This is a genomic window from Amphritea balenae (genome assembly GCF_003858655.1).
Lineage (GTDB): Bacteria > Pseudomonadota > Gammaproteobacteria > Pseudomonadales > Balneatricaceae > Amphritea > Amphritea balenae.
This window is the reverse complement of sequence record NZ_RQXV01000003.1, coordinates 314,093-336,353: the sequence shown is the minus strand read 5'-3', so window position 1 is coordinate 336,353 and position 22,261 is coordinate 314,093. Positions and strand designations below refer to the sequence as shown.

General features: G+C 46.9%; 24 protein-coding genes. 13 read left to right on the top strand and 11 right to left on the bottom strand.

Features of this window, described 5'->3' with window-relative positions; all coding sequences use genetic code 11:
- Positions 1-7 precede the first annotated feature (7 nt).
- From EHS89_RS08155 to EHS89_RS08105, 11 genes are all read right to left on the bottom strand, one after another.
- Entirely contained in the window at positions 8-409 is a 402-nt protein-coding gene (locus tag EHS89_RS08155) for a 3-phosphoshikimate 1-carboxyvinyltransferase (protein WP_124925637.1), read from the bottom strand.
- 283 nt (positions 410-692) lie between these two features.
- Positions 693-2,063, bottom strand: coding sequence for a phosphohexomutase domain-containing protein (locus tag EHS89_RS08150; RefSeq protein ID WP_124925636.1), 1,371 nt, complete (start codon positions 2,061-2,063; stop codon positions 693-695).
- Positions 2,060-2,449, bottom strand: a complete 390-nt coding sequence (locus EHS89_RS08145) for a VanZ family protein (RefSeq protein ID WP_124925635.1) — start codon at positions 2,447-2,449, stop codon at positions 2,060-2,062. Before EHS89_RS08145 ends, EHS89_RS08150 begins: the two co-directional genes overlap by 4 nt.
- On the bottom strand, positions 2,449-3,714 hold the full coding sequence (locus EHS89_RS08140) for a nucleotide sugar dehydrogenase (protein ID WP_124925634.1): 1,266 nt from the start codon (positions 3,712-3,714) through the stop codon (positions 2,449-2,451). The genes EHS89_RS08145 and EHS89_RS08140 overlap by 1 nt, the downstream gene beginning before the upstream one ends.
- Positions 3,711-5,402, bottom strand: coding sequence for a glucose-6-phosphate isomerase (gene pgi / locus EHS89_RS08135; RefSeq protein ID WP_124925633.1), 1,692 nt, complete (start codon positions 5,400-5,402; stop codon positions 3,711-3,713). Before pgi ends, EHS89_RS08140 begins: the two co-directional genes overlap by 4 nt.
- A gap of 4 nt (positions 5,403-5,406) precedes the next feature.
- A complete protein-coding gene (gene galU / locus EHS89_RS08130) occupies positions 5,407-6,291 on the bottom strand; it encodes a UTP--glucose-1-phosphate uridylyltransferase GalU (protein WP_124925632.1) in 885 nt (294 codons plus the stop codon).
- A 39-nt stretch (positions 6,292-6,330) separates the two neighbouring features.
- Positions 6,331-6,999 carry a hypothetical protein gene (locus tag EHS89_RS08125; RefSeq protein WP_124925631.1) on the bottom strand — a complete coding sequence of 223 codons (669 nt, stop codon included), beginning with the start codon at positions 6,997-6,999 and terminating at the stop codon, positions 6,331-6,333.
- Positions 6,996-7,718 (bottom strand): tyrosine-protein phosphatase, encoded by a 723-nt coding sequence (locus EHS89_RS08120; RefSeq protein WP_124925630.1) that lies wholly within the window; start codon positions 7,716-7,718, stop codon positions 6,996-6,998. Before EHS89_RS08120 ends, EHS89_RS08125 begins: the two co-directional genes overlap by 4 nt.
- On the bottom strand, positions 7,718-9,940 hold the full coding sequence (locus EHS89_RS08115) for a GumC family protein (RefSeq protein WP_124925629.1): 2,223 nt from the start codon (positions 9,938-9,940) through the stop codon (positions 7,718-7,720). The genes EHS89_RS08120 and EHS89_RS08115 overlap by 1 nt, the downstream gene beginning before the upstream one ends.
- Positions 9,941-10,052: 112 nt before the next feature.
- Entirely contained in the window at positions 10,053-10,613 is a 561-nt protein-coding gene (locus EHS89_RS08110; RefSeq protein ID WP_124925628.1) for a polysaccharide biosynthesis/export family protein, read from the bottom strand.
- Between the two features lie 31 nt (positions 10,614-10,644).
- Positions 10,645-11,838: an outer membrane beta-barrel protein gene (locus EHS89_RS08105; RefSeq protein WP_170167447.1), complete on the bottom strand. Its 1,194-nt coding sequence runs from the start codon at positions 11,836-11,838 to the stop codon at positions 10,645-10,647.
- A 349-nt stretch (positions 11,839-12,187) separates the two neighbouring features.
- On the opposite strand from EHS89_RS08105, the gene moaB reads away from it, so the two are divergent.
- From moaB to EHS89_RS08040, 13 genes are all read left to right on the top strand, one after another.
- On the top strand, positions 12,188-12,742 hold the full coding sequence (gene moaB, locus EHS89_RS08100) for a molybdenum cofactor biosynthesis protein B (protein ID WP_124925626.1): 555 nt from the start codon (positions 12,188-12,190) through the stop codon (positions 12,740-12,742).
- Complete coding sequence (locus EHS89_RS08095) at positions 12,739-13,983, top strand: molybdopterin molybdotransferase MoeA (RefSeq protein ID WP_124925625.1); 1,245 nt, start codon at positions 12,739-12,741, stop codon at positions 13,981-13,983. Before moaB ends, EHS89_RS08095 begins: the two co-directional genes overlap by 4 nt.
- A 48-nt stretch (positions 13,984-14,031) precedes the next feature.
- Positions 14,032-14,277 (top strand): MoaD/ThiS family protein, encoded by a 246-nt coding sequence (locus EHS89_RS08090; protein WP_124925624.1) that lies wholly within the window; start codon positions 14,032-14,034, stop codon positions 14,275-14,277.
- A 3-nt stretch (positions 14,278-14,280) separates the two neighbouring features.
- Positions 14,281-14,853 carry a molybdenum cofactor guanylyltransferase MobA gene (mobA, locus tag EHS89_RS08085; RefSeq protein ID WP_211340306.1) on the top strand — a complete coding sequence of 191 codons (573 nt, stop codon included), beginning with the start codon at positions 14,281-14,283 and terminating at the stop codon, positions 14,851-14,853.
- 226 nt (positions 14,854-15,079) lie between these two features.
- The gene (locus tag EHS89_RS08080; RefSeq protein ID WP_124925623.1) at positions 15,080-15,664 is read left to right on the top strand and encodes a TMEM165/GDT1 family protein; all 585 of its coding nucleotides are present in this window, start codon (positions 15,080-15,082) and stop codon (positions 15,662-15,664) included.
- 18 nt (positions 15,665-15,682) lie between these two features.
- Positions 15,683-16,042, top strand: coding sequence for a CidA/LrgA family protein (locus tag EHS89_RS08075; protein WP_124925622.1), 360 nt, complete (start codon positions 15,683-15,685; stop codon positions 16,040-16,042).
- A gap of 37 nt (positions 16,043-16,079) precedes the next feature.
- Positions 16,080-16,751: an LrgB family protein gene (locus EHS89_RS08070; RefSeq protein WP_170167452.1), complete on the top strand. Its 672-nt coding sequence runs from the start codon at positions 16,080-16,082 to the stop codon at positions 16,749-16,751.
- 475 nt (positions 16,752-17,226) lie between these two features.
- Complete coding sequence (zapE, locus tag EHS89_RS08065) at positions 17,227-18,339, top strand: cell division protein ZapE (protein ID WP_124925620.1); 1,113 nt, start codon at positions 17,227-17,229, stop codon at positions 18,337-18,339.
- Between the two features lie 188 nt (positions 18,340-18,527).
- Complete coding sequence (gene rplM / locus EHS89_RS08060) at positions 18,528-18,956, top strand: 50S ribosomal protein L13 (RefSeq protein ID WP_124925619.1); 429 nt, start codon at positions 18,528-18,530, stop codon at positions 18,954-18,956.
- A gap of 12 nt (positions 18,957-18,968) precedes the next feature.
- Positions 18,969-19,361 carry a 30S ribosomal protein S9 gene (gene rpsI, locus EHS89_RS08055; protein ID WP_124925618.1) on the top strand — a complete coding sequence of 131 codons (393 nt, stop codon included), beginning with the start codon at positions 18,969-18,971 and terminating at the stop codon, positions 19,359-19,361.
- 278 nt (positions 19,362-19,639) lie between these two features.
- Positions 19,640-20,236 carry a ubiquinol-cytochrome c reductase iron-sulfur subunit gene (gene petA, locus EHS89_RS08050; protein ID WP_124925617.1) on the top strand — a complete coding sequence of 199 codons (597 nt, stop codon included), beginning with the start codon at positions 19,640-19,642 and terminating at the stop codon, positions 20,234-20,236.
- Positions 20,236-21,483: a cytochrome b gene (locus tag EHS89_RS08045; RefSeq protein ID WP_124925616.1), complete on the top strand. Its 1,248-nt coding sequence runs from the start codon at positions 20,236-20,238 to the stop codon at positions 21,481-21,483. The genes petA and EHS89_RS08045 overlap by 1 nt, the downstream gene beginning before the upstream one ends.
- The gene (locus EHS89_RS08040) at positions 21,483-22,244 is read left to right on the top strand and encodes a cytochrome c1 (RefSeq protein WP_124925615.1); all 762 of its coding nucleotides are present in this window, start codon (positions 21,483-21,485) and stop codon (positions 22,242-22,244) included. Before EHS89_RS08045 ends, EHS89_RS08040 begins: the two co-directional genes overlap by 1 nt.
- Positions 22,245-22,261 lie beyond the last annotated feature (17 nt).

Here is a 22,261-nt window from a genome sequence, read left to right as displayed (position 1 = left end):
TCCTTGCTCATAACATGTTAGTTTTAAACCACCCCCAGATTCCCAGTGAAAAGCCCGGGAACAGGTCGATGCCTGCTGCTGATTTGATCAGGTATAAAACTAGTAGCCCCAGCAGGGTTGAAAATGACAGAAACAGTATCAGGAAAAAGGCTTGTACAAGGGCTGCTGTTTTTTGTTCCGCACGGCTAAGTTCACGACGGTTACGTCCTATCAGAACGACGAAGTAGTATCGCCAGGTCCATAGCTTCAGAGTGCCGCGAATATCAACAGGGTGTTTTCCCCATTTTCGCGCACCAAATGCTACTTTGAGTGCATCGATCTGTGCCTGAGAAAAACTGTCTTTGATCTCCTCAGGAACACGTTTGAACAGTCCTTCTTCGAACCAGTCCTTTGGCGCTTTGGTTTCCATATTTCAAACCTTTTCTATAAGCAGGGGGGCGGGGTTAAAAGAGCCGGTGTCCGATCTTAAGAGCCGATGTCCGATCGTTACTTTGCAACTAGTCCGAACGCTGCGCTTGTCCGATGCGGCTTCGCCGCGTCCGAAAGAACGGAAAAGATAAGAGCAAAAATACAAGCTGGATTGTAGCCGAAGGCTATTTGTTTGCTTTTTCGGACCTCGGACGCGGCGAAGCCGCATCGGACACGGAACGTAGTTCCATTCGGACAAGCGTAGCGAACGGGTCTTAAGCTCTTCAGCCCCGTAGGAGCTGAAGTAATTCGTCGGTCTTTTCCTTCATCAGAGCTTCATTGCCCCGGGTTTCAACATTCAGGCGCACTACCGGTTCAGTATTCGATGAGCGAAGGTTGAAGCGCCATTCGCCCATATCAAGACTGATACCATCGGTATAGTCGATGCCTAGGGCGTTTGCCTGATAGGTATTTAATACTTTAGCAATTGAGGCCTTCGGATCTTCCAGTTTGCTATTAATTTCGCCAGGCGACGGGTACTGAGTGATACGGTCATCAACCAGTTGTGATAAGGTCTTGCTCTTGTTGCAAATCAACTCGGCAACTAATAACCAGGGTACCATACCGCTGTCGCAGTAGAAGAAGTCGCGGAAGTAGTGATGGGCGCTCATTTCGCCACCATAAACTGCATTTTCTTCACGCATACGCTCTTTAATGAAAGCATGACCTGTTTTGCATTGCACGGCATTACCACCGGCCTTCTTTACTATATCCAGGGTGTTCCAGGTTAGGCGAGGGTCGTGAATAATGGCGGCACCCGGGTTTTTGGCCAAAAAGGCTTCTGCCAGTAGGCCTACGATGTAATAGCCTTCGATAAACCGGCCGTTTTCATCGAACAGGAAGCAGCGATCGAAGTCGCCATCCCAGGCAATCCCCATATCGGCTTTGTGTTCCAGTACAGCGGCAATTGTGTCTGCGCGGTTTTCCTCAAGAATCGGGTTTGGAATACCGTTAGGGAAAGTGCCGTCAGGTTGATGATGTATTTTGATAAATTCGACGGGTACTGCAGCATCGTCAAATTGCTGCTCCAGTGCATCAATTACATGACCCGCAACACCGTTACCCGCATTTACTACCAACTTAAGAGGCTTCAGGGTATTTAGCTTCACGTAGCCCTTCAGGTGCTCAACGTAAGCGGTCAGGGTGTCAGCTTTATTGTAACTACCGCGCTGGCTTGGATCGACACCTGCAAAGTTGTTTTCACGGGCTAGTTGTTCGATATCGTTCAGACCTGTATCGCCACTAATAGGGCGCGAGCCTTTACGTACCAGTTTCATGCCGTTGTAGTCTTCAGGGTTGTGGCTGGCGGTAACCACAATGCCGCCATCCATATCCAGGTGGGCAGTGGCGAAGTAGATCTCTTCTGTACCGCAAAGGCCTATATCAAGTACGTCGACACCAGCATCCCGCAGGCCATTAGCCAGTGCCTGTTTTAGGGATTCAGTTGAAAGACGCATATCACCGCCGACAACGACTGTTTTTGGCTGAAGGAATTCGGCGTAGGCTCGACCGATACGGTAGCTAAGGTCTTCATCCAGCTGAGTTCCTAGCTGGCCACGGATATCATAAGCTTTAAAACAGGCAAGTTTGCTCATTGGTGATTCTCTGATGAATTTAATATTGGGGTATCTGAGTGTTGAATCGCTTTTTTACTCAGTTGCCAGAGTAGCCATGGAAGCGTTGCGAGCGCAATTCCAGCCAGGTTGGCGTAAAGGTCGTCTATTGAAAAGTGGCGGTAAGGAAGTAAGCGCTCCTGTAAAAATTCAGCGCTCAGGGCTAAACCGACTAAAACTACCAGAAATCCACCTATAAATCGGCGTGGCAGGCTCCAGATACCTATTGCCGACATAACGGCAAAACCAAGAATATGGCCTACTTTATCTGACTGATTGAATACCTGTGCTGGTGGTGTTTCTCTGAACAGGCCGTACATTAAACAGGCTACACAGACAGCGAAAAGCAGAATACGAAGTGCAGCCATTATCGACCAACACCGATATAGATGAAACCATACATTTCCAGTGCTTCCTTATCGAATACATTACGGCCATCAATAATGAGTGGCGTATGCATCTGATCGAGCAGTCGCATATAGTCAGGGGACCAGTATTCAGGCCATTCGGTCACTAAGAGGAGGGCGTGGCAGTCAGCGGCAGCGCTATAGGCTGAATCGCAAAAGCTTATACGGGTTTCCTGTGCATAATGCTGGCGTAAATTATTCAGGGCTTCTGGGTCGTGCACTTTAACATGCACACCCTGAGCAAGTAGGGCATCTATTATTTTCAGGCTGGGAGCGTTATCGATACTAGCTGTGCCGGGTTTAAATGATGCTCCCCAGATTGCCACTGCTTTATCAGTAAGATCGCATTGGTAGTGTTGCCATAGTTTGCGAAATAGCAGCTCTTTTTGTATTTCGTTCTCTGTGATGACTGTTTTTAACAGTGAGTTATGGCCTTTATTTTCGAAGATTTCTGAAAAACGGGCTATATACTGATTAAAGTTTTGGCCACCGAAGCCGCAGCCGGGTGAAAGGTAGTGGCTACCTACTCTGGGGTCGGCGCCCATGCCGTCTCTGATGGTGTCGATATCAACATCAAGCTTATCGGCCAGATTAGCTAGTTCGTTGATATAGCCAAGGCGAATTGCCAGCATACCTGTGATTGCAAACTTGGTAAATTCAGCTTCACGACAGCTCATGATCTGTAGGTGTTCAATGTTTTGCAGATAAGGCTTAATTAATGCACGAGTTGCGGTTATGGCCCAGTTATTATCGCTACCGATGATGATTCGTTTAGGTTGGCTGAAGCCTTGAAGTGCCTGGCCTTCCTGTAAGTTATTAGGGATATAGACAATGGCCTGGTTAGCGTCTTCGTTAAGTAGTGCTTGCAGTTGATCGCTTGCCCCAACACCAAAATTACACTGATTGATTATAAGTAAGTTCTCGGTAGTTTGTTCACCGAGTTGTACTATGAGTTTCTGAGCCTGATCATATTCTCCATGCTCAAGCGCCAGCCAGTATATATCTGCTGTATCAGATGTTTTGCTATTGCGCTTGAGTCGGCCCTCTTTAACCTGTAGCTGTATCTGTTCCAGTAAACCGGGCTCATCTCTTAGTATGGAGATATCGTATAAGGGCTTATCCTTTGGTATGTTCTGGCCTTCTATAGTGACATCATTACCTGACCTGGCAAGGCAGGCTGCAGCGACCCAGGCGGTAAGGTCGGCACCATATACTTTTATCTTCATTGGTTGCTCTCCTTGCCTGTCTGACTAACATGATCCTGGGTGGCATCTTCTTTATTCCGGGCAGTTTGGCGTTGTTGCAAGACAAAGCGGATTAAACCATCGGTAGAAGAATCATTATTGGTGTTGTTAGTATTTTCGAAATCATTAAGCAGTGACGTGGCAACTTGCTTGCCAAGTTCGACTCCCCATTGATCAAAAGGATTGATCTCCCAGATGGCAGACTGAACATAAACTTTATGCTCGTAAAGGGCTATCAGGGCGCCAAAACTTAGGGGGCTCAGTTGGTCCAGCATAATAGTGGTGCTTGGCTGATTGCCAGTATAGCGTTTATGGATTGGTGAGTTCTCTGCGTTATCTAACATTGAATCACCCAGCGCTAGCAGGCGGGATTGAGCCAGGCAGTTAGCTAGTGCCAACTGATGCTGTTGCTGTAGCTCTTCGCCCTGATCCTGGTAACGTAATGCCGGTGCAATAAAATCACACATTACCGACTCGGTGCCCTGATGGAGTAGCTGATAGAAGGCGTGTTGAGCATTAGGGCCAACTTCACCCCACAAAATAGGACAAGTGGCATAGTCTACAGAATGGCCATTGAGTGTTACATTTTTACCGTTGCTCTCCATCTCTAGCTGCTCAAGATAGGCTGGCAGGTGAGCGAGTCGGCCATCATATGGCAGGATGGCATGGGCGTGGATATCTTGAAAATTAATATTCCAAATACCTATCATGGCCAGAAGTACTGGCAGATTTTCAGCTAACGGCGCTTCACGGAAATGGCTGTCCATTGTGTTTGCGCCAGCCAGGAATTCACGGAAATTACTGTTTCCTACCTTGAGCGCTATCGCCATTCCAATGACGGACCACATGGAGTAACGCCCGCCAGTCCAGTCCCAGAAATGTAACTGGTTTTTCTCAGGAATACCCCACTCAGCTGCCTTTTTAGGGCTAGCTGTTATGCCAATAAAATGGTGCTGACTAATGAGCTCTATTGACATACCGCTAGCGTTGATAAGCCACTCTCTGGCTGTGTTTGAGTTTGCCAGTGTATCAATAGTACTGAATGATTTTGATGATACGATAAACAGTGTTGATGGCGGGTCTATCCGGTCTAATAACTGTGCCAGCTGACTACCATCCATTGATGATACAAAGTGCAGATCAATATGTCTGATATTGGTCGGTGCAAATTGTGACAGGGCGCGGCAGGTCATTAGTGGCCCAAGATCTGAGCCTCCAACGCCAATGTTAACGACATGTTTGATGGGGCTACCATCATAGCCTCGCCATTGTCCGTTATGAATTTGATCAACCAGGCTCTCCATCTGTACAAGTGAGTGATGGATCTCCGCACTGATATCGGTACCATTAACGATCAGTGACTCTTTTTCAGGTTGACGCAGTGCCGTATGAAGTGCTGGCCGGTTCTCGGAAGGGTTAACGATATCACCCTTGAACAGCGCTTCTATTTTTTGTTGAAGGTTTTGTTGTTCGGCCAGATTTATCAGACCTTCAATCGTGGTTTGCGTAATTCTTTGTTTTGAAAAGTCCAGCATGCAGTTAGCTGCGCTGTAGCTTAACTTTTTAAAACGATCAGGGTCTGATGTGAACAGCTTACTGATCGGAGATTGTCCGATATCTTTAGCGTGTTCTGTTAGGGCATTCCATGCCGGAGATTGATTGACCGTCATTCTATCAGCCCTGCTGTGCAATGAACTGTTTTAATCCATCGGCCGTTTCTGGGTGTTGCAGGCCGTAAGCAACGTTTGCCTGAAGATAACCTAGTTTATTGCCGCAATCGTAGGTTTTGCCAGTCATGCGGTAAGCTTCAACTGATTGCTCTTTTAATAGTTCATCCAGCGCATCGGTTAGCTGAATTTCGCCACCGGCGCCCGGTTTGGTATCAGCTAGTAGCGTCATTACCCTGGCGGGTAAAATATAACGGCCGACAACCGAAAGGTCAGATGGCGCTTCTTCTGCAGAGGGTTTTTCAACCATGCCAGAGATAGCTACAGATTCTCCTGCGGCAGGCTTTATGCCTTTGCAGTCAGCAATACCGTATAGATGAACTTTATCCTGAGGAACAGATTCAACCATTATTTGGGCAGCATTATGTTGATCAAATGCTTTAACCATCTTCTGTAGGTCGTTTTCGCTTTGCTGATAATTGTTGACTAGTACATCGGGTAAAATTACGGCAAAAGCTTCATTGTTGACTGCCTGAGCAGCGCAGAAGACAGCATGGCCTAGACCTAGTGCGTCTGGCTGGCGGACCGAAAGGATTGTTACATCCTTAGGTACTATATTGCGAATGGATTCAAGAATCGCTGTTTTATTTTTGCGTTCCAGGGACTGTTCAAGTTCAAAGTGCTTATCAAAATGATCTTCGATAGCAGACTTGCCATTACGAGTCACCAGTACAATCTCTTTAATACCGGCACGAACAGCTTCTTCAACAACGTGCTGTATGACCGGTTTATCGACTACCGGCATCATCTCTTTCGGTATTGCTTTACTCGCAGGAAGAACGCGGGTTCCAAGGCCTGCAACGGGGATTACAGCTTTACGTACAGTTGTCATAGTGTTCCTGTCCATAGAAAACGTTATGGTTTATTGTCATCAGAAACCACAGAGCTTTCTTTGATATTTATCTCGTTTGAGGTTTGCACAAATCAGAGAACGCTTATTATATCGGTTTATGATGACTTTTATATGCTTGAGGTTTCTGCGAATACCACGTTGGATATTTTCAGTGATTATTTCTTGCTCTGTTCTATTCAGACTGAGCCAGCCGATAAGCCCTGCTTCAGTCAGAGCGATATTGACGCCATTTTCCCATGGACCGTTCAATGCTGCTTGCCTGATAGCGTGTCGGTATTCCGAGTCTAATTCACCTGTCAGGGCTTTTATTAATGCAAGATTGGCCCAGCTATAAGGCCATTGTGGCCTTTGTTTAGTAGATGCTCGATAACTATTAAGTGCGTTGTTAAGGGCTGTGTTTTTAAGTAGTGGGTTTTCAGAAATAAGGGATTGGTAATGAAACAGTCTGCCTTCATAGTCTCTGTATTCTGGTGTGTCATTCCAACTTAGTGCAGCATGAATAGATGTCTGGGCGCTTGTAAGCTCACTTATGCTGGGGAGACGGTTTTCTGTTTGCCATTGTTGAACCGAATAGCGGACCGTGTATGCGTTAATATCCCCTAAAACCCATCGTCCTATGAGGATGCTCGGAATTAATAGTAACAAGGCAGGAATAAACACTAGTTTTTTGTTAAAAACAGTGCTCATGATGATTGCCCCAAAATTATTTTGGGGTTATCAATAAATAGCCTCGTGGCGTGCTGAAGACCGAGCATTTCAACCACAGTCTTAAAGCTATGGCTTAGAATGGGAGGGCGATGATTTTTGTTGTGGGCATCAGTAGCGATTACCGTGACCCAGTCTTGCTCCAGAATATGGTTCGCGCAGTGTTGCGCTTTAGCTCCGAAGTTACCTGTTATAGACATAGCGGTAAGCTGAATAAGGCACCCGGCTTCAACAAAGGGGCTGAGCTTATCGGGTGTCAGCATGATTTCTTTATTGCGTTCAGGGTGAGCAATCATAGGGGTGATGTTTTGTGATTGCAGCCAGTGAATTAATTTTAGCGTGCCGGGTAATATATGGCTGTGGGGTTGTTCCAGCAGTAATATACTTTGCCCAAACCAGTTACCAATAAAAGGTATTTTCCTAGCGGGAATCATATTTAGCATCTCTGTTGAGATGCGAACTTCTGCTCCCATGCTGAGAGTTAGTGGAATATCTAACTCGATCAGGCTTTGTTGTAATTTCAAAAGTACTGGTTGGATGTTGGAAATCTGATTTTCGTAACGTCCGGGATGTATATGAGGTGTTGCAACAATATGCTGAATGCCGTCGTCAACCGCTATTCTGGCTAATTCCAACGACTCGAGTAGGGTCGCTGGGCCATCATCTATGCCAGGTAGAATGTGGTTATGAAGGTCAATCATCAGGCAGGACTTTTAGCTTCACTTGTCAGGTTATCTGAATCTGAGTAGCCATACGAATCGTAATAGCCCTGGTATTCATTACCGTAGTACTTAGAGGCCTTCTTAATATCCAGCTGGTTCAGAACGACGCCTATGACGGGGGCGTTTACGTCTCTGAGGCGTTTAAGTCCGCTTTTCGCCTGCTGATAATTAGTTGAGTCGGCTTTGACCACGTAGATCATCGCGCCGACATGCGGTGCCAGAACCAGCGCGTCACTAACAGCCTGGGTCGGTGCTGTATCTATAATAATTCGGTCATACTTGGTTTCAAGAATTTCAAGAGCCTTTGCGAAACGCTTAGATGCCAGTAAGTCTAATGGATTAGGTGGGATAATTCCGGCGGTCATAAGGTCGATGTTGTTAGCGTCTGCACGATGGATGCATTCTTCAAGTTTTGACGTGCCGGCTACCAGGTTTGAAAGGCCTGGCTGTTTGTTTGATAGCTCAAAGGCTTTGGCTATTGAAGGTTTGCGCATATCTGCATCTATTAACAGGACTTTTTCCATCTGCCCAAGTGAGGTTGCCAGATTAATGGCGACCGATGTTTTGCCTTCACCGGGTATTGAAGAGGTACAGCAGAGTGTTTTATGAGGGCTGTCCAGTGCTGAGAGTACTACCCCGGTTCTTATGGTTCTGACAGATTCAGAATAGGGGGATTGCGGGTCGGTAATGTAGGTTGAGTAGCTTGGGTTTACCAGGCTTTTGTCTTTATCTAGCAATGGCAATAGCCCAAGCATTGTAGAATGCAGCTTAGACTCAACGTCGTTAGCGCTTTTGACTGTGTTATTTAGCGCTTCCATTAGAAACGCGAGAACTATGCCGAACATAATGCTGGCAACAAAAGCCAGTACAACTATTAGTTTCTTTTTAGGTTTTGCTGGGAATGGAGGGGCAATAGCAGGGTCGCTGATACGGGCATTCGCCGTCTGTAAGTCCCCTGTTGCGTTGGTCTCTTTCAGGCGGGTAAAGAAAGTATCATAGAGCTGACGATTGGATTCTGCCTCTTTTTTTAGTGATTGAAGTTTATGTTCCTTGTTATTGATCGATTGCAGATTTTGTTTTGCATTTGTCTGATCGTTTTTAAGTGAGCGCTCGTTCGCCAGTGCGATGCGATAATCGTTTTCTACGCTGTTGATTATTTTCTTAATTTGGCTGTAGAGTGCAGCTCTTACGTCATTTAGCTCAGATTCAACGGCCTTCATTTGAGGGTGCTTGGCGCCATAGCGTTTTGCCAGATCCGCTTTTTTCAGGGCTGTCTCCAATTCAGCCCGCTTAAGATCACGTACTAGTGGGTGATTAAGAATAAGAGGGATGTGTTCGAATGCCTCAGGACTGGGAGAGGCTACGGACTTAACTTGCCGATACAGGCTTTCTGCTTCCAGGCGGGTTCTGCGAGCATCCACTAATCGGGTTGATATCAGAGAGAGTTCATTGTTAGCGATTGTTGCTCCACCATCACTGCCGATTATTTGTTCTGCGTTGCGATACTGCTGGAGTTTCTCTTCAGATGAATTAACCTGCTCACGTAAACCTGTCAGGCGTTCCATTAACCATTCTGATGCTTTGTAGGTCAGCTGTAAGCGTGCTTCAAGGTTGTTCTCGATATAGGCATCGCCAACAGCATTGGCTATTTTTGCTGCCAGCAGTCGGTCGTGGGCTTCAAATGTAATATTTACCAGCTGGGTTTTTCGAATGGGTGAAATAGTCAGCCTGCCAAGAAAGTCAGTCGTGACCGATTGGAATTTGCTCTGAGCGAACTCCTCTTTTGAGACCGTTTGTTGAGGTAGCTCTACGGGTATCAGATCGCGCCAATTGAAAGATAGTGCAGATGGCTCAGGGTTGAACTCAGGGTGATCAAGTAAATTCAGTTTAAGGATGACTTTCTCAGCTAATTGCCGGGATTTCAGTATTTCGAATTGAGTCAAAAAATATTCATTATTGCTAGAGTCAAGACCATAAACTTCTTCGATCGATACAACATTGGCCTGTTGTGACTCAATCAATAGTGTCGCTGTAGCTCGATACAAAGGCTGCATGGAAAAGACGACTAGCGTCGTCAGTATAGAGATAATTACAGCAAAACTGAGGATGCTCCATTTGTTACGGTTAATGGTCATCCAGTACTGTCGAAGGTCAATAACCTCTTCTGGTGTTTGCTGGTTAAATTTATCTGTAGTATCCATACCAAATTATCTCTGCTGCCAGATGGCCGGTGGTGATTTTATGAAATCAAATTGCGAGAAGGACGTGATTTTTCGAGCTAAAAATGAAGCCTGAGTCGCTACTCACAGTGGTCTAAAAAAAGCTCTGTTCAATAGTAATAATGTCACCAGGCAGTATCTGCTCACCTAGTTTCACCCTTGATGGTTTCTCTGTGCTGTCATCATGTAGTACATACATTTTTGATTTAGACGCCCGTTCAGTAAAGCCGCCGGCAATAGCGACCGCTTTTTGTAGGGTTAATCCTGGCTGGAATGGATAGCTACCTGGTTTTTTAACTTCCCCGTTTATAAAAAATTCGCGGTAGACTAAAACGGTAACGTTTACGTTAGGGTCTATAAGGTAGCCGTCGGCAAGGCCTCGTGTAATTTTTTGGCTAAGTAGACTAGTGGTCAGGTTTAATACTTCCAGTTCGCCCAGAAATGGGTATGAAATTGTTCCAGCATCGCTTAAACGAGTCTCGATACTAAGTTGTTCTTCACCAAAAACAGTGATCTTAATCATATCTCCCGAACCAAGCTGGTAATCTGAAAACTGTGTTTCTGCAGCAAAAGCAGTTGAGCAGAGTACTGTTGTCAGCAGGGCTGTCGCAATTATTCGGGCTGAAGTATTTATCAGTGAAATTAAAGGTTGCATCTGTTTCTCTTAAAGCTACAAAAAATATTTTTTAAAGGGAACCGGTAACTGAAAGCAGGACTATGTTTCGATCAAAGGGAATGCCTGCAATGTTGGAGTCGGTATCTTGCAGAGAGTAGCTGAGACCAAAACTGAGCCAGCGACGTAGGTCGTAGTTAAACTGAACTCTTGCATCTTTTGTATTGTCTTTTCGACCGGCGGTATCGCCTCTGTAATTATCGCGGGTATAGCCTAGCCCAGCTATTGTTTGTAACTGATCATTCCAGTCGTGTGTCCAGTTTATTCGAGCAGTTTTCGAATCAATGAGATCGCCGGTGCCAGATGATTCTTTTTCAGACTGACTCGTTTTCAGATTGAATGTTGAATAAGTGCGAGGTTCCCACTTTATATCAGCTTCCCAGCTTTTACCGGAAAAGTCAGACCTGGCGTCGGAATCAAAATCTTTATTTACATGGCCCAGCTTTATTGTGCCTGTGGTTTTAGCAGTACCTTCCCAGGTTGCACCGACATAATATCTTTGTGTACTACTGTCGAGGCTAATCGCTGTATCGGTAGTGTAGTCAACATTCTGGTTTCGTATCTCGAAAACCATAGAAGTTTTAGGTTGTATGCGGTAATAGAAAACAGCACTAAGTGTTGTTAATGTGTTATCACGCTGTTGCGTGATGGTGCGAAAGTTCTGGTACTCTTTATCATCATATTTGCCGGATAAGACCAAACGACCTGTAGCGCTGTCGCTACCGTATGTATAAGTAGAGGCTATTGATTTTATATTGTATTCAAGTGGGGCAATGGTCCCTGCACCGATGGAACCTGTTTCTGTTATACCAGTGCCTCGGTCATCGTGATTCTTAGATATTGAGGCGTTTACATCCAATGCGTTTCTGGCATTAAATTCTAAATGAGCATCAAAGGATAGTTTATGGTCCAGATAGTTATCATCTGAGCTACTGTGAAATATACCTTTGCTTAAGGCGTATTGTAATCTGTATGCGTTTAAACCATCTTCAGCAACAATTTGAAAGTTAGGTGTGATAATAGTTTTGATGCTGTCAATTTCATTGTTGCTGGCATTAAGGATGTTATCGTCATAGCCAGTTTGAATATTGATGGTGGGGGTGAATGCAACGGGACCTAGCGGCATGGATGCCGGTTCGATGGCTGCAAGTAATGATTGTGCTACCAAGCAAGTGGAGACCGCGAGTCCTGTAATGACTTGATTCATGTTTTTCATTCCTTAAATAATATAAATCCTGAACGATTACATCGCTATTCCATCGGACCATTTATCAAATAACTTAATATTCGAACATTAACATAAATTTCTAGCTAGCAATAGCTTGAGTGGGTTTATGTTAGTTTGCTGTAGGTGGTAACTGACGTGCTACATTGGTGGCTGGTTGATGGGTACGTCTTATGAGGTATTCAGCCCTTTGTTGATCGCCTGTATTATTGTCACATGACGACCGTCATTGACATGCATCGGTATTGATATGATAGTCACGCTCGGTGCTTCTATCTTAGCTATATGAGCATCCTGTCGCTAACAATTGCTTTATCTGGGAAAAATAGTCATGGGCCACGCCAAAAAAGATGTACCTTTTCAGCCGTTGCAGATCGCAGTGCTGACTGTTTCTGATACCCGTACCCCTGAAAATGATACTTCAGGTGATGCGCTGGTCGCAGGTTTAACTGAGGCGGGTCATCATCTGGCTGACCGTACTATCAGTAAAGATGATGTTTACCAGCTACGTGCCGTGGTTTCGCAGTGGATCGCTGATGATAAGGTTCAGGCGATACTGGTGACTGGCGGTACTGGTTTTACTTTACGTGATAATACCCCTGAAGCGCTAACACCTCTGTTTGATAAAGCGATTGAGGGTTATGGTGAGTTGTTCCGTCATATCTCTTATCAGGAGATTGGCACGTCTACGGTTCAGTCTCGTGCCTTCGGTGGAGTCGCTAACCGTACCGCTATTTTCTGTATGCCGGGTTCAACCGGTGCTTGTAAAACCGCCTGGAACGGTATTATTCGCGAACAGCTGGATGCGCGCCATCGTCCTTGTAACTTTGTTGAGATGGTGATGACAACCAAACCGGTTGAAACAGCTTGTGGTACACGGGGATGAGTGGCTGTGGATGTGATGCACCACGTCATGGCCAAAACCTCATGCCGGTCAGCGAGGCGTTGGGAAAATTACTTGATCAGGCAACGGTAACGGCAGAAATCGAGGAGGTTTCTCTGGCTGCTGCTTTAGGTCGTGTATTGGCGGAAGATCAGCTATCCGGGGTTGATGTGCCGCCGCGGGATAACAGTGCGATGGATGGCTATGCCGTGCGTTGTTCAGATCTTAAGAACTCTAGTCGTTTAGCTATATCACAACGTATACCTGCCGGTACCGCGCCAACTGCTCTGGAGCCGGGAACGGCTGCCCGTATCTTTACTGGTTCTGAAATACCGGATGGTGCTGATGCGGTTGTGATGCAGGAAGATACCTGCTCTGAAAGCGATGATGCAGGTAATACATGGGTGCAGATTAATTCTGAGCCGGGTGTTGGTAACAATATTCGTGAGCAGGGGCAGGATGTTAAAACCGGCCAGACTGTTATGCCTGCCGGTACTCGCTTGCAGGCTGCTCATCTGGGTGTGCTGGCTTCTGTCGGTGTCGGTATGGTTAAAGTTTACCGTCCACTTAAAGTTGCTATTGTGACTACCGGTGATGAGCTGGTTATGCCGGGTAACCCGCTTAAGCCGGGCCAGATTTACAATTCAAACCTGTTTACTATTCAGGGGCTGTTACAGGGCATGGGTTGTGAGATTGTTGATCTTGGTATTATCGAAGATACCTTTGTCGGTACTCAGGATGCACTGAAGCGTGCATCTGAACAGGCAGATTGCATCATCAGTAGTGGTGGTGTTTCTGTTGGTGAAGAGGATCACGTCAAGACTGCCGTTGAGTCTCTGGGTGAGTTGTCGCTGTGGAAGATGGCAATTAAACCGGGCAAGCCGATGGCATTTGGTTTTGTTAATGGCACACCGATTTTGGGACTGCCGGGTAATCCCTCTTCAGTGTTGGTGACATTTACGGTGCTTGCCCGTCCTTATCTGTTGAAAATGCAAGGTAACGGCCAGTTTTTGCCAAACAGCTTTGCTGTAGAGGCTGGTTTTAGCCGTACTAAAACCACGGCGCGTCAGGAGTATCTACGGGTAGAGTTGCAAGATGGTTGTGCCGTATTGGGGCGTAGTCAGAGTTCTGGTGTGTTGAGTTCTGCCGTAACTGCTGCCGGTTATCTGGTCGTGCCTGAGAATGCTCAGGTTCGTGAAGGTGATCAGCTGACCTTTATACCCTTTAGTGAAGTAACTAATTAATGCAATCAGCTGAAGCGCTTAGTTGAAGTTGATTGAAAAGGAGTCCTGATGATTAATGTGCTGTATTTTGCCTCCTTGCGAGAGACTCTGGGTTTGGCTCAGAGTAATCATGAGCTTGTTGCGGGTTCAAGTGTTGCGGCATTCGTAGATACTTTGCGTGAGCAAGGTGATGAATGGCAGCAGGCTTTAAGTGGACAGCTGCTTTGTTCTGTTAATCAGGAGATGGTTCCGATGGAAACCATTCTCAATGATGGCGATGAACTGGCTTTGTTTCCGCCTGTTACGGGTGGTTGATCGTTGAATAATTTATCTGCAGTGATCCTGGCGGGTGGTCAGGGGCAGCGTATGGGTGGTCGTGATAAGGGGCTGGTTGAGTTTCGTGATCGTCCTATGATTGGTCATACTGTAGAGCTGGTCCGGCCCCATGTCGATTCACTGATTATCAGCTGCAACCGTAATGAGCCGCGTTATCAGACGTTAGCTGATAAAACGGTAGTCGATCCACTGGATGATTTTCAGGGGCCGTTAGCGGGGATTCTGGCCGGGTTGAGTGTATGTGAGACAGAATTGTTGTTGGTATTGCCTTGCGATACACCTTTGCTGAGCGATGAGCTTTTGGCCCGGTTATTTGCCGCTGCCGCTGATAAGCCAGACCATATTACAGTGCTTGCTGAAGGTGATGAGTGGCACCCGTTGCATTCGGTTATTCCGGCTAAACATAGTTCCGATCTTGAGCGTTGGCTTGAGGGTGGTCAGCGAGCTGTGCAGCGTTGGATGAGAACCCACCCGTTTCAGCTGGTGGATATATCGGATCTGTCTGAGCAGTTGTATAACCTGAACACCCCGCAGGAGCTTACTGATCGGGAGTGATTATCCTGAATTTTACCGATAGCTCTGTATAATGCCCGCCATAAATGCGGGCATTTTTGTGTCTGGTCAGTAGGTAGTGTGTGGCGTGTGATGAGCACTTCCCGATAGTGTTGTTTGGTATGAGTTCTTGTCGCGAGATATCGGGATGGGTGCGCTGGTACACAGTCTATCGGTGGTTATTTCACATTATCGAGCTGAATTAATCGGGCTTTGATGGGTAGATTGTATGGGTTTAGTTGATATAGCCTCCGGTGCGTTCTTATTGGTGTTTCTTGCGGAGTTTGGTGATAAAAGCCAGCTGGTGTGTATGACGCTGGCTGCAAGGCATCGTGCGTTGCCTGTTTTGGCGGGAGCCATAGTGGCATTTGCTCTGCTTAACCTGATAGCAGTCAGTTTGGGGGCTGTGGCTGCTGCATGGCTTCCCCATTGGTTTGTGCTTGCGGTAGTTGCGGTGCTTTTTCTCTGGTTTGGTGTGCAAGCTTTTTTAAATAGCGACGATGACGATGAAGAGGCGAATTCAGTCTCATTAAAGAGTTTGGTTTTGTCGTCTTTTTTATTGATCTTTATGGCCGAGTTTGGTGATAAGACTCAGCTGGCTGTGGCGGGGTTAGGGAGTGCTCGTGAGCCTGTGGCGGTATGGGTTGGGGCGACCCTGGCACTGGTGGCGACTACGCTTATTGGCGTATTGTCAGGTCGGGCGTTGATGCGGTATATATCCTTGCAGTGGTTGCACCGAGCCAGTGGTGTGCTGTTTATCGGTTTTGGTTTGTTTGCTCTATATGAGTTCATTTCAATCGTTGAGATTGCCTGATTCAATGGATGGTTACCTATGTTGATCGGATTGTTAGTATTGTTGTTGTTTCAGTTCGTCGGTGAGCTCTTTGTTCTGGCGGTTGGAGTGCCTGTACCTGGACCGGTAGTGGGTATGGTGCTGTTATTAGGATGTCTGATTCTGAAAGGTGAGGTGCCTGATTATCTGCGCCTTCCCAGTGAGGCTTTGTTAAAGCATCTGGCTCTGCTGTTTGTTCCTGCTGGTGTCGGTTTGATGGTGCATTTCAAATTACTGCAAGCCGACTGGCTGGCTATTCTGGTGGCGTTGATAGTAAGTACGGCGCTGACTATTGTTATTACCGGCTTAATTCTCAATCGTTCTGCGAAAAAACTGCATCAGATGAGTGGAGAAGGTTAGGGTGGAATTCTGGACCTTTTTCGCGGCTAAACCGCTCATGTGGCTAATTGTTACTATTGCTACTTTCATTGTAACGTCCTGGTTTAATCGGCGTATTGGTGGTACTCCGCTGTTACATCCTGTTTTGGTGTCCCTTTCGCTGATTATTGTGTTTCTATTGCTTACCGGAACTGAGTATGAAACCTACTTTGAAGGGGCTCAGTTTATTCATTTCCTACTAGGGCCTGCGACAGTGGCTCTGGCTGTGCCGTTATTTGATCATCTGGAACGGGTTAAGAAGATGTTACTACCGCTACTTGTTGCCTGTGTGGCGGGTGCGGTGACTGCGGCGGCTTCTGCTGTGCTGGTGGCTCAGTTGATGGATGCTCAGATCGGTACGCTACTTTCCCTGGCGCCGAAGTCGGTGACTTCTCCTATAGCGATCGGTATCGCTGAAAAAATTGGCGGTTATCCATCGTTAGCGTCGGGGCTGGTGCTTATAACGGGGGCGATTGGTTGTATTCTGGCGCCACCGATCTACCGTATTCTGCATATTAAAGATGAAGCGGTTAAGGGGTTTGCTCTAGGCGTGGCTGCGCACGGTATGGGAACAGCCTTCGCCTTTGAATACGGGCTAATGGCCGGTGCCTTTGGTGGGCTGGCGATGGGTATGACGGGGGCGTTTACCGCGTTTATGCTACCGGTACTGATTCCTCTGTTAGGGCTTTAAGGGTCCGAATCACGCTAAAAAACGAAGTCCGAATGGCGCTACGCGCCGTGTCCGATAAGAAAGCCGATCGTTACACTAGTCCGAACGTTTCACTTGTCCGATGCGGCTACGCCGCGTCCGAAAGAGCGGGTAACGTAGAAACGGAAAAGATAAGGGCGGTTTACCACGGAGAACACAGAGAGCACGGAGTGGAGCGTTAATGGCTTTTTGTATTTTTAATCTTTTCTCCGTGTCCTCTGTGCCCTCTGTGGTGTAATTGTTTTGTGTTTTTGTGCGCTATCGGACAAGTTGCGTAGCAACGCTCGGACAAATGAAATGATCGGACGCTACGCAGTAGCATCGGACAAGCGAAGCGCTCGGGTTTACATCAGCTTGGCTGATGTAAACCTTTTGTTGCGTTGCAAAAGATGGGCGCTGGCGGTAAAGTGCCCAACCTAAATTTGATCCGCTGTTCTAACATATTACAGGTTCCGGCATGACCCCTATTGAGCGCTATAAAAAAGACCTTGAACGGGATGATTTTTCCTATGATGCTGCCCAGGAGATGGCGGTAAAGAACCTGCAGCGTCTTTATGATGAGCTGGTAGCAAAAAAAGAGCAGCCTAAGCCGAAAGGTTTGATGGGGCGTCTTTCCGGAAAGTTTAAAAAGCCACAGTCGATTGAGCCGGTTAAAGGCCTATATTTCTGGGGTGGTGTTGGTCGTGGTAAGACATACCTGATGGATACCTTTTTTGATAGCTTGCCTTTTGAGAACAAAGAGCGGACGCACTTTCACCGCTTCATGCAGCGTGTTCATAAAGAGCTTAAATTGCTTGATGGTACGCCAAATCCGCTGGTTACTATTGGTAAGAAGTACGCAGAAGAGTTTCAGATTATCTGCTTTGATGAATTCTTTGTTACTGATATCACCGATGCGATGATTCTGGGTGGTTTGTTAGAAGAGTTGTTTAACAATGGTGTATCTCTGGTGGCGACCTCAAACATCGTGCCCGATGGTTTGTATGAAAACGGTTTGCAGCGTGCGCGCTTCCTGCCTGCGATCGCAATGCTGAATAAATATACTGATGTGGTCAATGTCGACAGCGGTATTGACTATCGTCTGCGAACCTTGGAACAGGCTGAGTTATATCATCATCCTTTAGATGCCGCTGCTGATGTCAGCCTTAATACCAGCTTTGAAAGCCTTGCGCCTGATCTGGAAGAGGTGGTCGAGGCTGAGGTGTTGGATATTAATGGTCGTGATATACAGGCGCGCCGTTGTTGTGAGGATGTGGTCTGGTTTGATTTTTCTGAACTGTGCGAAGGGCCGCGAAGTCAGAATGATTACATTGAGCTGGCAAAAATATTCCATGCCGTGCTGATCAGTAATGTGCCGCAGCTAGGTCGCAGTAATGATGATGCTGCACGTCGATTCATAAACCTGGTTGATGAGTTTTATGATAGTGGTGTTAAGCTGATTATCTCAGCTGAAAAGCCTATTTATGAGATCTACACCGAAGGACGGTTAGGTTTTGAAATCGAACGTACTCAGAGTCGTTTGCTTGAAATGCAGTCGCACGAATACCTTGCCAGAGAGCATCGGGCTTAAGATCCGATCGAACTTCCTAATTTCTATTGGCATTGTTGTGCGGTTGCAGTATAATCCGCGCTCCTTCGACTCAGGTCGGGGATTTATGACGTTGTAGTCCCTGGACTACAACCAATAATTATAAGGTCGTCAATCTACGTTAAGTGTTTGATTTAACGAGATTAGACTGATGTATAGGCGAAATTATCATGACTACATTTAGCGCAAAGCCTGCAGAGGTAAAACGCGATTGGTATGTTATCGATGCTGAGGGTAAAACCTTAGGTCGTATGGCTACAGAAATTGCTCGTCGTCTACGCGGCAAGCATAAAGCAGAATACACCCCTCACGTTGATACTGGCGATTACATCGTTGTTATCAATGCTGAAAAAGTTAACGTAACTGGTAACAAGCGTAAGGATAAAACTTACTACCGTCATACCGGTTACCCTGGTGGTCTGCGTGAAACTTCTTTCGAGAAGATGGTTGAGACTCAGCCAACACGTACCATCGAGCTGGCTGTTAAAGGTATGCTGCCAAAAGGTCCTCTGGGCCGTGCTATGTACACTAAGATGAAAGTGTATGCTGGCGCAGAACATCCTCATGCGGCTCAACAGCCACAAGAACTAACTCTTTAAGGGGCGGTCAATATGTCTTCTACTCAGTATTACGGCACAGGCCGTCGTAAGTCCTCTACTGCACGTGTTTTCTTGCGTCCAGGTACAGGCAAAATCACTGTTAACCAGCGTGAGCTGGATGTTTACTTCGGTCGCGAAACTGCTCGCATGATCGTTAAGCAGCCACTGGAACTGACTGGTAACGTTGAAAAGTTTGACGTATACGTAACAGTTAAAGGCGGCGGCGGCTTCGGTCAGGCTGGCGCTATTCGTCACGGCATCACTCGTGCCCTGATGGAATATGATGAGACTCTGCGTCCTGAACTGCGTGCAGCTGGGTTTGTTACCCGTGATGCTCGTGAAGTTGAGCGTAAGAAAGTGGGTCTGCGTAAAGCACGTAAGCGTCCACAGTTCTCCAAGCGTTAATACCGCTTCGATACTTTTTGTATCGCACAAAAATCGCTCGAATCAGCAATGGTTCGGGCGTTTTTTTTTGCCTGAGTTTTTTTACTTAAGTGATAGTCGACTATAGGCGTAAATAACCGGTTTTGAATAGAAATTGCCTTGTAAGAAGAGGGGATTTTCTTTACTATTTGGGCCATTTTAAAAATCCGTTAATTCGGTATTCGTTACGAGCAGCCAGACAATTACTGCATTGCAACAGTGCAGGGGGCGGAATGGTTGAGTGAGGGGAGATAATCTTAATGAGTAATGATGGCGTGAATAAGGGGCGGCGACGTCTCCTGATCGGTGCCACCTCTGCTGTTGGGGCAGTGGGTGCCGTCGGAGCTGCGGTTCCGTTCGTAGCTTCTTGGAATCCGAGTGCAGAGGCAAAAACTGCCGGCGCTCCGGTTAAGGTCGATATTAGTAAACTTGAGCCCGGTCAGCAGGCGATCGTTAAATGGCGCGGCAAGCCAGTATGGATTATTCGTCGAGGCGATGAGGCCCTGGCGAATCTGACAACGATCACAGATAGCCTGACCGATCCTGAGTCTAAGATTCCACAGCAGCCAGCATATGTGCCGGGTACGCCGGCGCGTGCACTGCGCGAAGATATCTCCGTGTTGGTTGGTATCTGTACTCACCTGGGTTGTTCTCCGACCTACCGTCCTGAGCTGGCGCCTGCTGATCTGGGTGCAGAATGGGTTGGTGGTTTCTATTGTGCGTGTCACGGTTCCCGATTCGATCTGTCCGGTCGTGTTTTGAAAGGATCTCCGGCGCCTAGTAATCTGGTGATTCCACCTCATTCCTATGCGAACGACAATATGATTATCGTTGGTGTTGATCAGGAGACTGCATAATGGCTGGCACTCGAAATAAAGGAAATCCAGGTGTGATGGGCTGGATTGATGATCGTTTCCCGCTCACTGCTATGTGGGACGATCACCTGGCAAAATACTACGCTCCAAAGAACTTTAACTTCTGGTACTTCTTTGGTTCACTGGCGCTGTTGGTTCTGGTTAACCAACTGTTGACCGGTATCTGGCTGACAATGAGCTATAACCCTACGGCAGACGGTGCATTTGCTTCTGTTGAATACATCATGCGTGATGTGGACTATGGCTGGTTGCTTCGCTATATGCACTCTACCGGTGCTTCTGCATTCTTCGCTGTTGTTTACCTGCACATGTTCCGCGGTATTATGTACGGTTCTTACCGTAAGCCACGGGAATTGGTGTGGATCTTTGGTATGGCAATCTACCTGGCGCTAATGGCTGAAGCCTTCATGGGCTACCTGTTGCCATGGGGTCAGATGTCTTACTGGGGTGCTCAGGTAATTGTATCTCTGTTCGCTGCTGTGCCGGTTATCGGGCCTGAGCTGGCTGAGTGGATCCGTGGTGATTACGTTATTTCTGGCGTTACTCTGAACCGTTTCTTCTCGCTGCACGTTGTGGCTCTGCCGATCGTTCTGCTGGCACTGGTTGTTATGCACATCATCGCACTGCACGAAGTGGGTTCTAACAACCCGGACGGTATCGAGATTAAAGACAAGAAAGATGAGAACGGTATCCCGCTGGACGGTATTCCTTTCCACCCTTACTACTCTGTTAAAGATATTGTAGGTGTGGTTGTGTTCCTGTTTGTCTTCTGTCTGATCATCTTCTTCTTCCCGGAGATGGGTGGTTACTTCATTGAGAAGCCAAACTTTGAACCAGCTAACCCGCTGAAGACGCCTGAGCATATTGCGCCGGTATGGTACTTCACACCGTTCTACGCAATGCTGCGTGCGATTCCACCTATTGCTGGTTCCCAGTTCCCGGGTGTAGTTGTAATGGGTGGTGCGATTGCTGTTCTGTTTGTCCTGCCATGGCTTGACCGTAGCCCGGTTAAATCTATGCGCTACAAAGGCCTGATGAGCAAGATCTGGTTGGCTATCTTCTGTGTATGTTTCGTGATCCTGGGTTATCTGGGTGTGGTTGCGTCCTCTCCAGGTCGTACTGTTGTTGCTCAGATCTGTACGGCATTGTACTTTGCGTACTTCTTCCTGATGCCGTTCTACACCAGAATGGAAAGCACTAAACCGGTACCAGAGAGGGTAACAGGCTAATGAAAAAGTTTTTTATCGCATTTATGATGGTACTGCTGCCAATGGCAGCAAGTGCCGCGGGAGGCAAGGCGCCTCTGGATCATATGGAAGCTGATCACGCGAACAAGGAGTCCTTGCAGCGTGGTATGCAGACTTATGTAAACTATTGTCTGGGTTGTCACTCTGCGGATTATCAGCGTTTTGAGCGTGCTGCAGTTGATCTGGGTATGCCTAATGAGTTGGTTGAAGAGAATCTGATTTTTGGTGACCAGAAAGTGGGCGAGCAGATGACTAATGCTATGCCTAAAGCTGATGCGGCTGAGTGGTTTGGTACGGCTCCGCCGGATCTGACTCTTGAGTCTCGTCTGCGTGGCGAAGACTGGTTGTACACTTATCTGCGTAGTTTCTACAAAGATGAGAGTCGCCCGTATAACGTTAATAACGTTGTCTTCCCGGATGTTGGTATGCCTAACATTCTTGAGAGCCTGCAAGGTACTCAGATGAACAGCTGCTCTAAAGACGAATTGCTGCATCAGGAAAAGGAGATTGATCCTCTTACTGGTCTGGCTATCGGTGGCTGTCTGACGATTAGCGAAAAAGGTACTCAAACGGCTGAAGAGTTCGACAAGACTGTATACGATCTGGTTAACTTCATGTCTTATATGGGTAATCCTGTTAAGCTGGAGTCTGAAGCAATCGGTTATAAAGTTCTGATCTTCCTGGCTATCTTCTTCATCTTCGCATTTGCGTTGAAGAAAGAGTACTGGAGAGACGTTCACTAAGACGTCTGCTGATCAGT

Bases quoted from the DNA above. Each gene is read 5' to 3' on its own strand.
- rplM (WP_124925619.1), top strand. From the start codon at position 18,528: ATGACTACATTTAGCGCAAAGCCTGCAGAGGTAAAACGCGATTGGTAT.
- EHS89_RS08080 (WP_124925623.1), top strand. From the start codon at position 15,080: ATGGGTTTAGTTGATATAGCCTCCGGTGCGTTCTTATTGGTGTTTCTT.
- EHS89_RS08155 (WP_124925637.1), bottom strand. From the start codon at position 409: ATGGAAACCAAAGCGCCAAAGGACTGGTTCGAAGAAGGACTGTTCAAA.
- EHS89_RS08120 (WP_124925630.1), bottom strand. From the start codon at position 7,718: ATGATTGACCTTCATAACCACATTCTACCTGGCATAGATGATGGCCCA.
- EHS89_RS08125 (WP_124925631.1), bottom strand. From the start codon at position 6,999: ATGAGCACTGTTTTTAACAAAAAACTAGTGTTTATTCCTGCCTTGTTA.
- EHS89_RS08140 (WP_124925634.1), bottom strand. From the start codon at position 3,714: ATGAAGATAAAAGTATATGGTGCCGACCTTACCGCCTGGGTCGCTGCA.
- EHS89_RS08075 (WP_124925622.1), top strand. From the start codon at position 15,683: ATGTTGATCGGATTGTTAGTATTGTTGTTGTTTCAGTTCGTCGGTGAG.
- EHS89_RS08110 (WP_124925628.1), bottom strand. From the start codon at position 10,613: ATGCAACCTTTAATTTCACTGATAAATACTTCAGCCCGAATAATTGCG.
- moaB (WP_124925626.1), top strand. From the start codon at position 12,188: ATGGGCCACGCCAAAAAAGATGTACCTTTTCAGCCGTTGCAGATCGCA.
- zapE (WP_124925620.1), top strand. From the start codon at position 17,227: ATGACCCCTATTGAGCGCTATAAAAAAGACCTTGAACGGGATGATTTT.
- galU (WP_124925632.1), bottom strand. From the start codon at position 6,291: ATGACAACTGTACGTAAAGCTGTAATCCCCGTTGCAGGCCTTGGAACC.
- petA (WP_124925617.1), top strand. From the start codon at position 19,640: ATGAGTAATGATGGCGTGAATAAGGGGCGGCGACGTCTCCTGATCGGT.
- EHS89_RS08040 (WP_124925615.1), top strand. From the start codon at position 21,483: ATGAAAAAGTTTTTTATCGCATTTATGATGGTACTGCTGCCAATGGCA.
- EHS89_RS08090 (WP_124925624.1), top strand. From the start codon at position 14,032: ATGATTAATGTGCTGTATTTTGCCTCCTTGCGAGAGACTCTGGGTTTG.
- EHS89_RS08105 (WP_170167447.1), bottom strand. From the start codon at position 11,838: ATGAATCAAGTCATTACAGGACTCGCGGTCTCCACTTGCTTGGTAGCA.
- EHS89_RS08095 (WP_124925625.1), top strand. From the start codon at position 12,739: ATGAGTGGCTGTGGATGTGATGCACCACGTCATGGCCAAAACCTCATG.
- EHS89_RS08045 (WP_124925616.1), top strand. From the start codon at position 20,236: ATGGCTGGCACTCGAAATAAAGGAAATCCAGGTGTGATGGGCTGGATT.
- EHS89_RS08070 (WP_170167452.1), top strand. From the start codon at position 16,080: ATGTGGCTAATTGTTACTATTGCTACTTTCATTGTAACGTCCTGGTTT.
- EHS89_RS08145 (WP_124925635.1), bottom strand. From the start codon at position 2,449: ATGGCTGCACTTCGTATTCTGCTTTTCGCTGTCTGTGTAGCCTGTTTA.
- EHS89_RS08150 (WP_124925636.1), bottom strand. From the start codon at position 2,063: ATGAGCAAACTTGCCTGTTTTAAAGCTTATGATATCCGTGGCCAGCTA.
- rpsI (WP_124925618.1), top strand. From the start codon at position 18,969: ATGTCTTCTACTCAGTATTACGGCACAGGCCGTCGTAAGTCCTCTACT.
- pgi (WP_124925633.1), bottom strand. From the start codon at position 5,402: ATGACGGTCAATCAATCTCCGGCATGGAATGCCCTAACAGAACACGCT.
- EHS89_RS08115 (WP_124925629.1), bottom strand. From the start codon at position 9,940: ATGGATACTACAGATAAATTTAACCAGCAAACACCAGAAGAGGTTATT.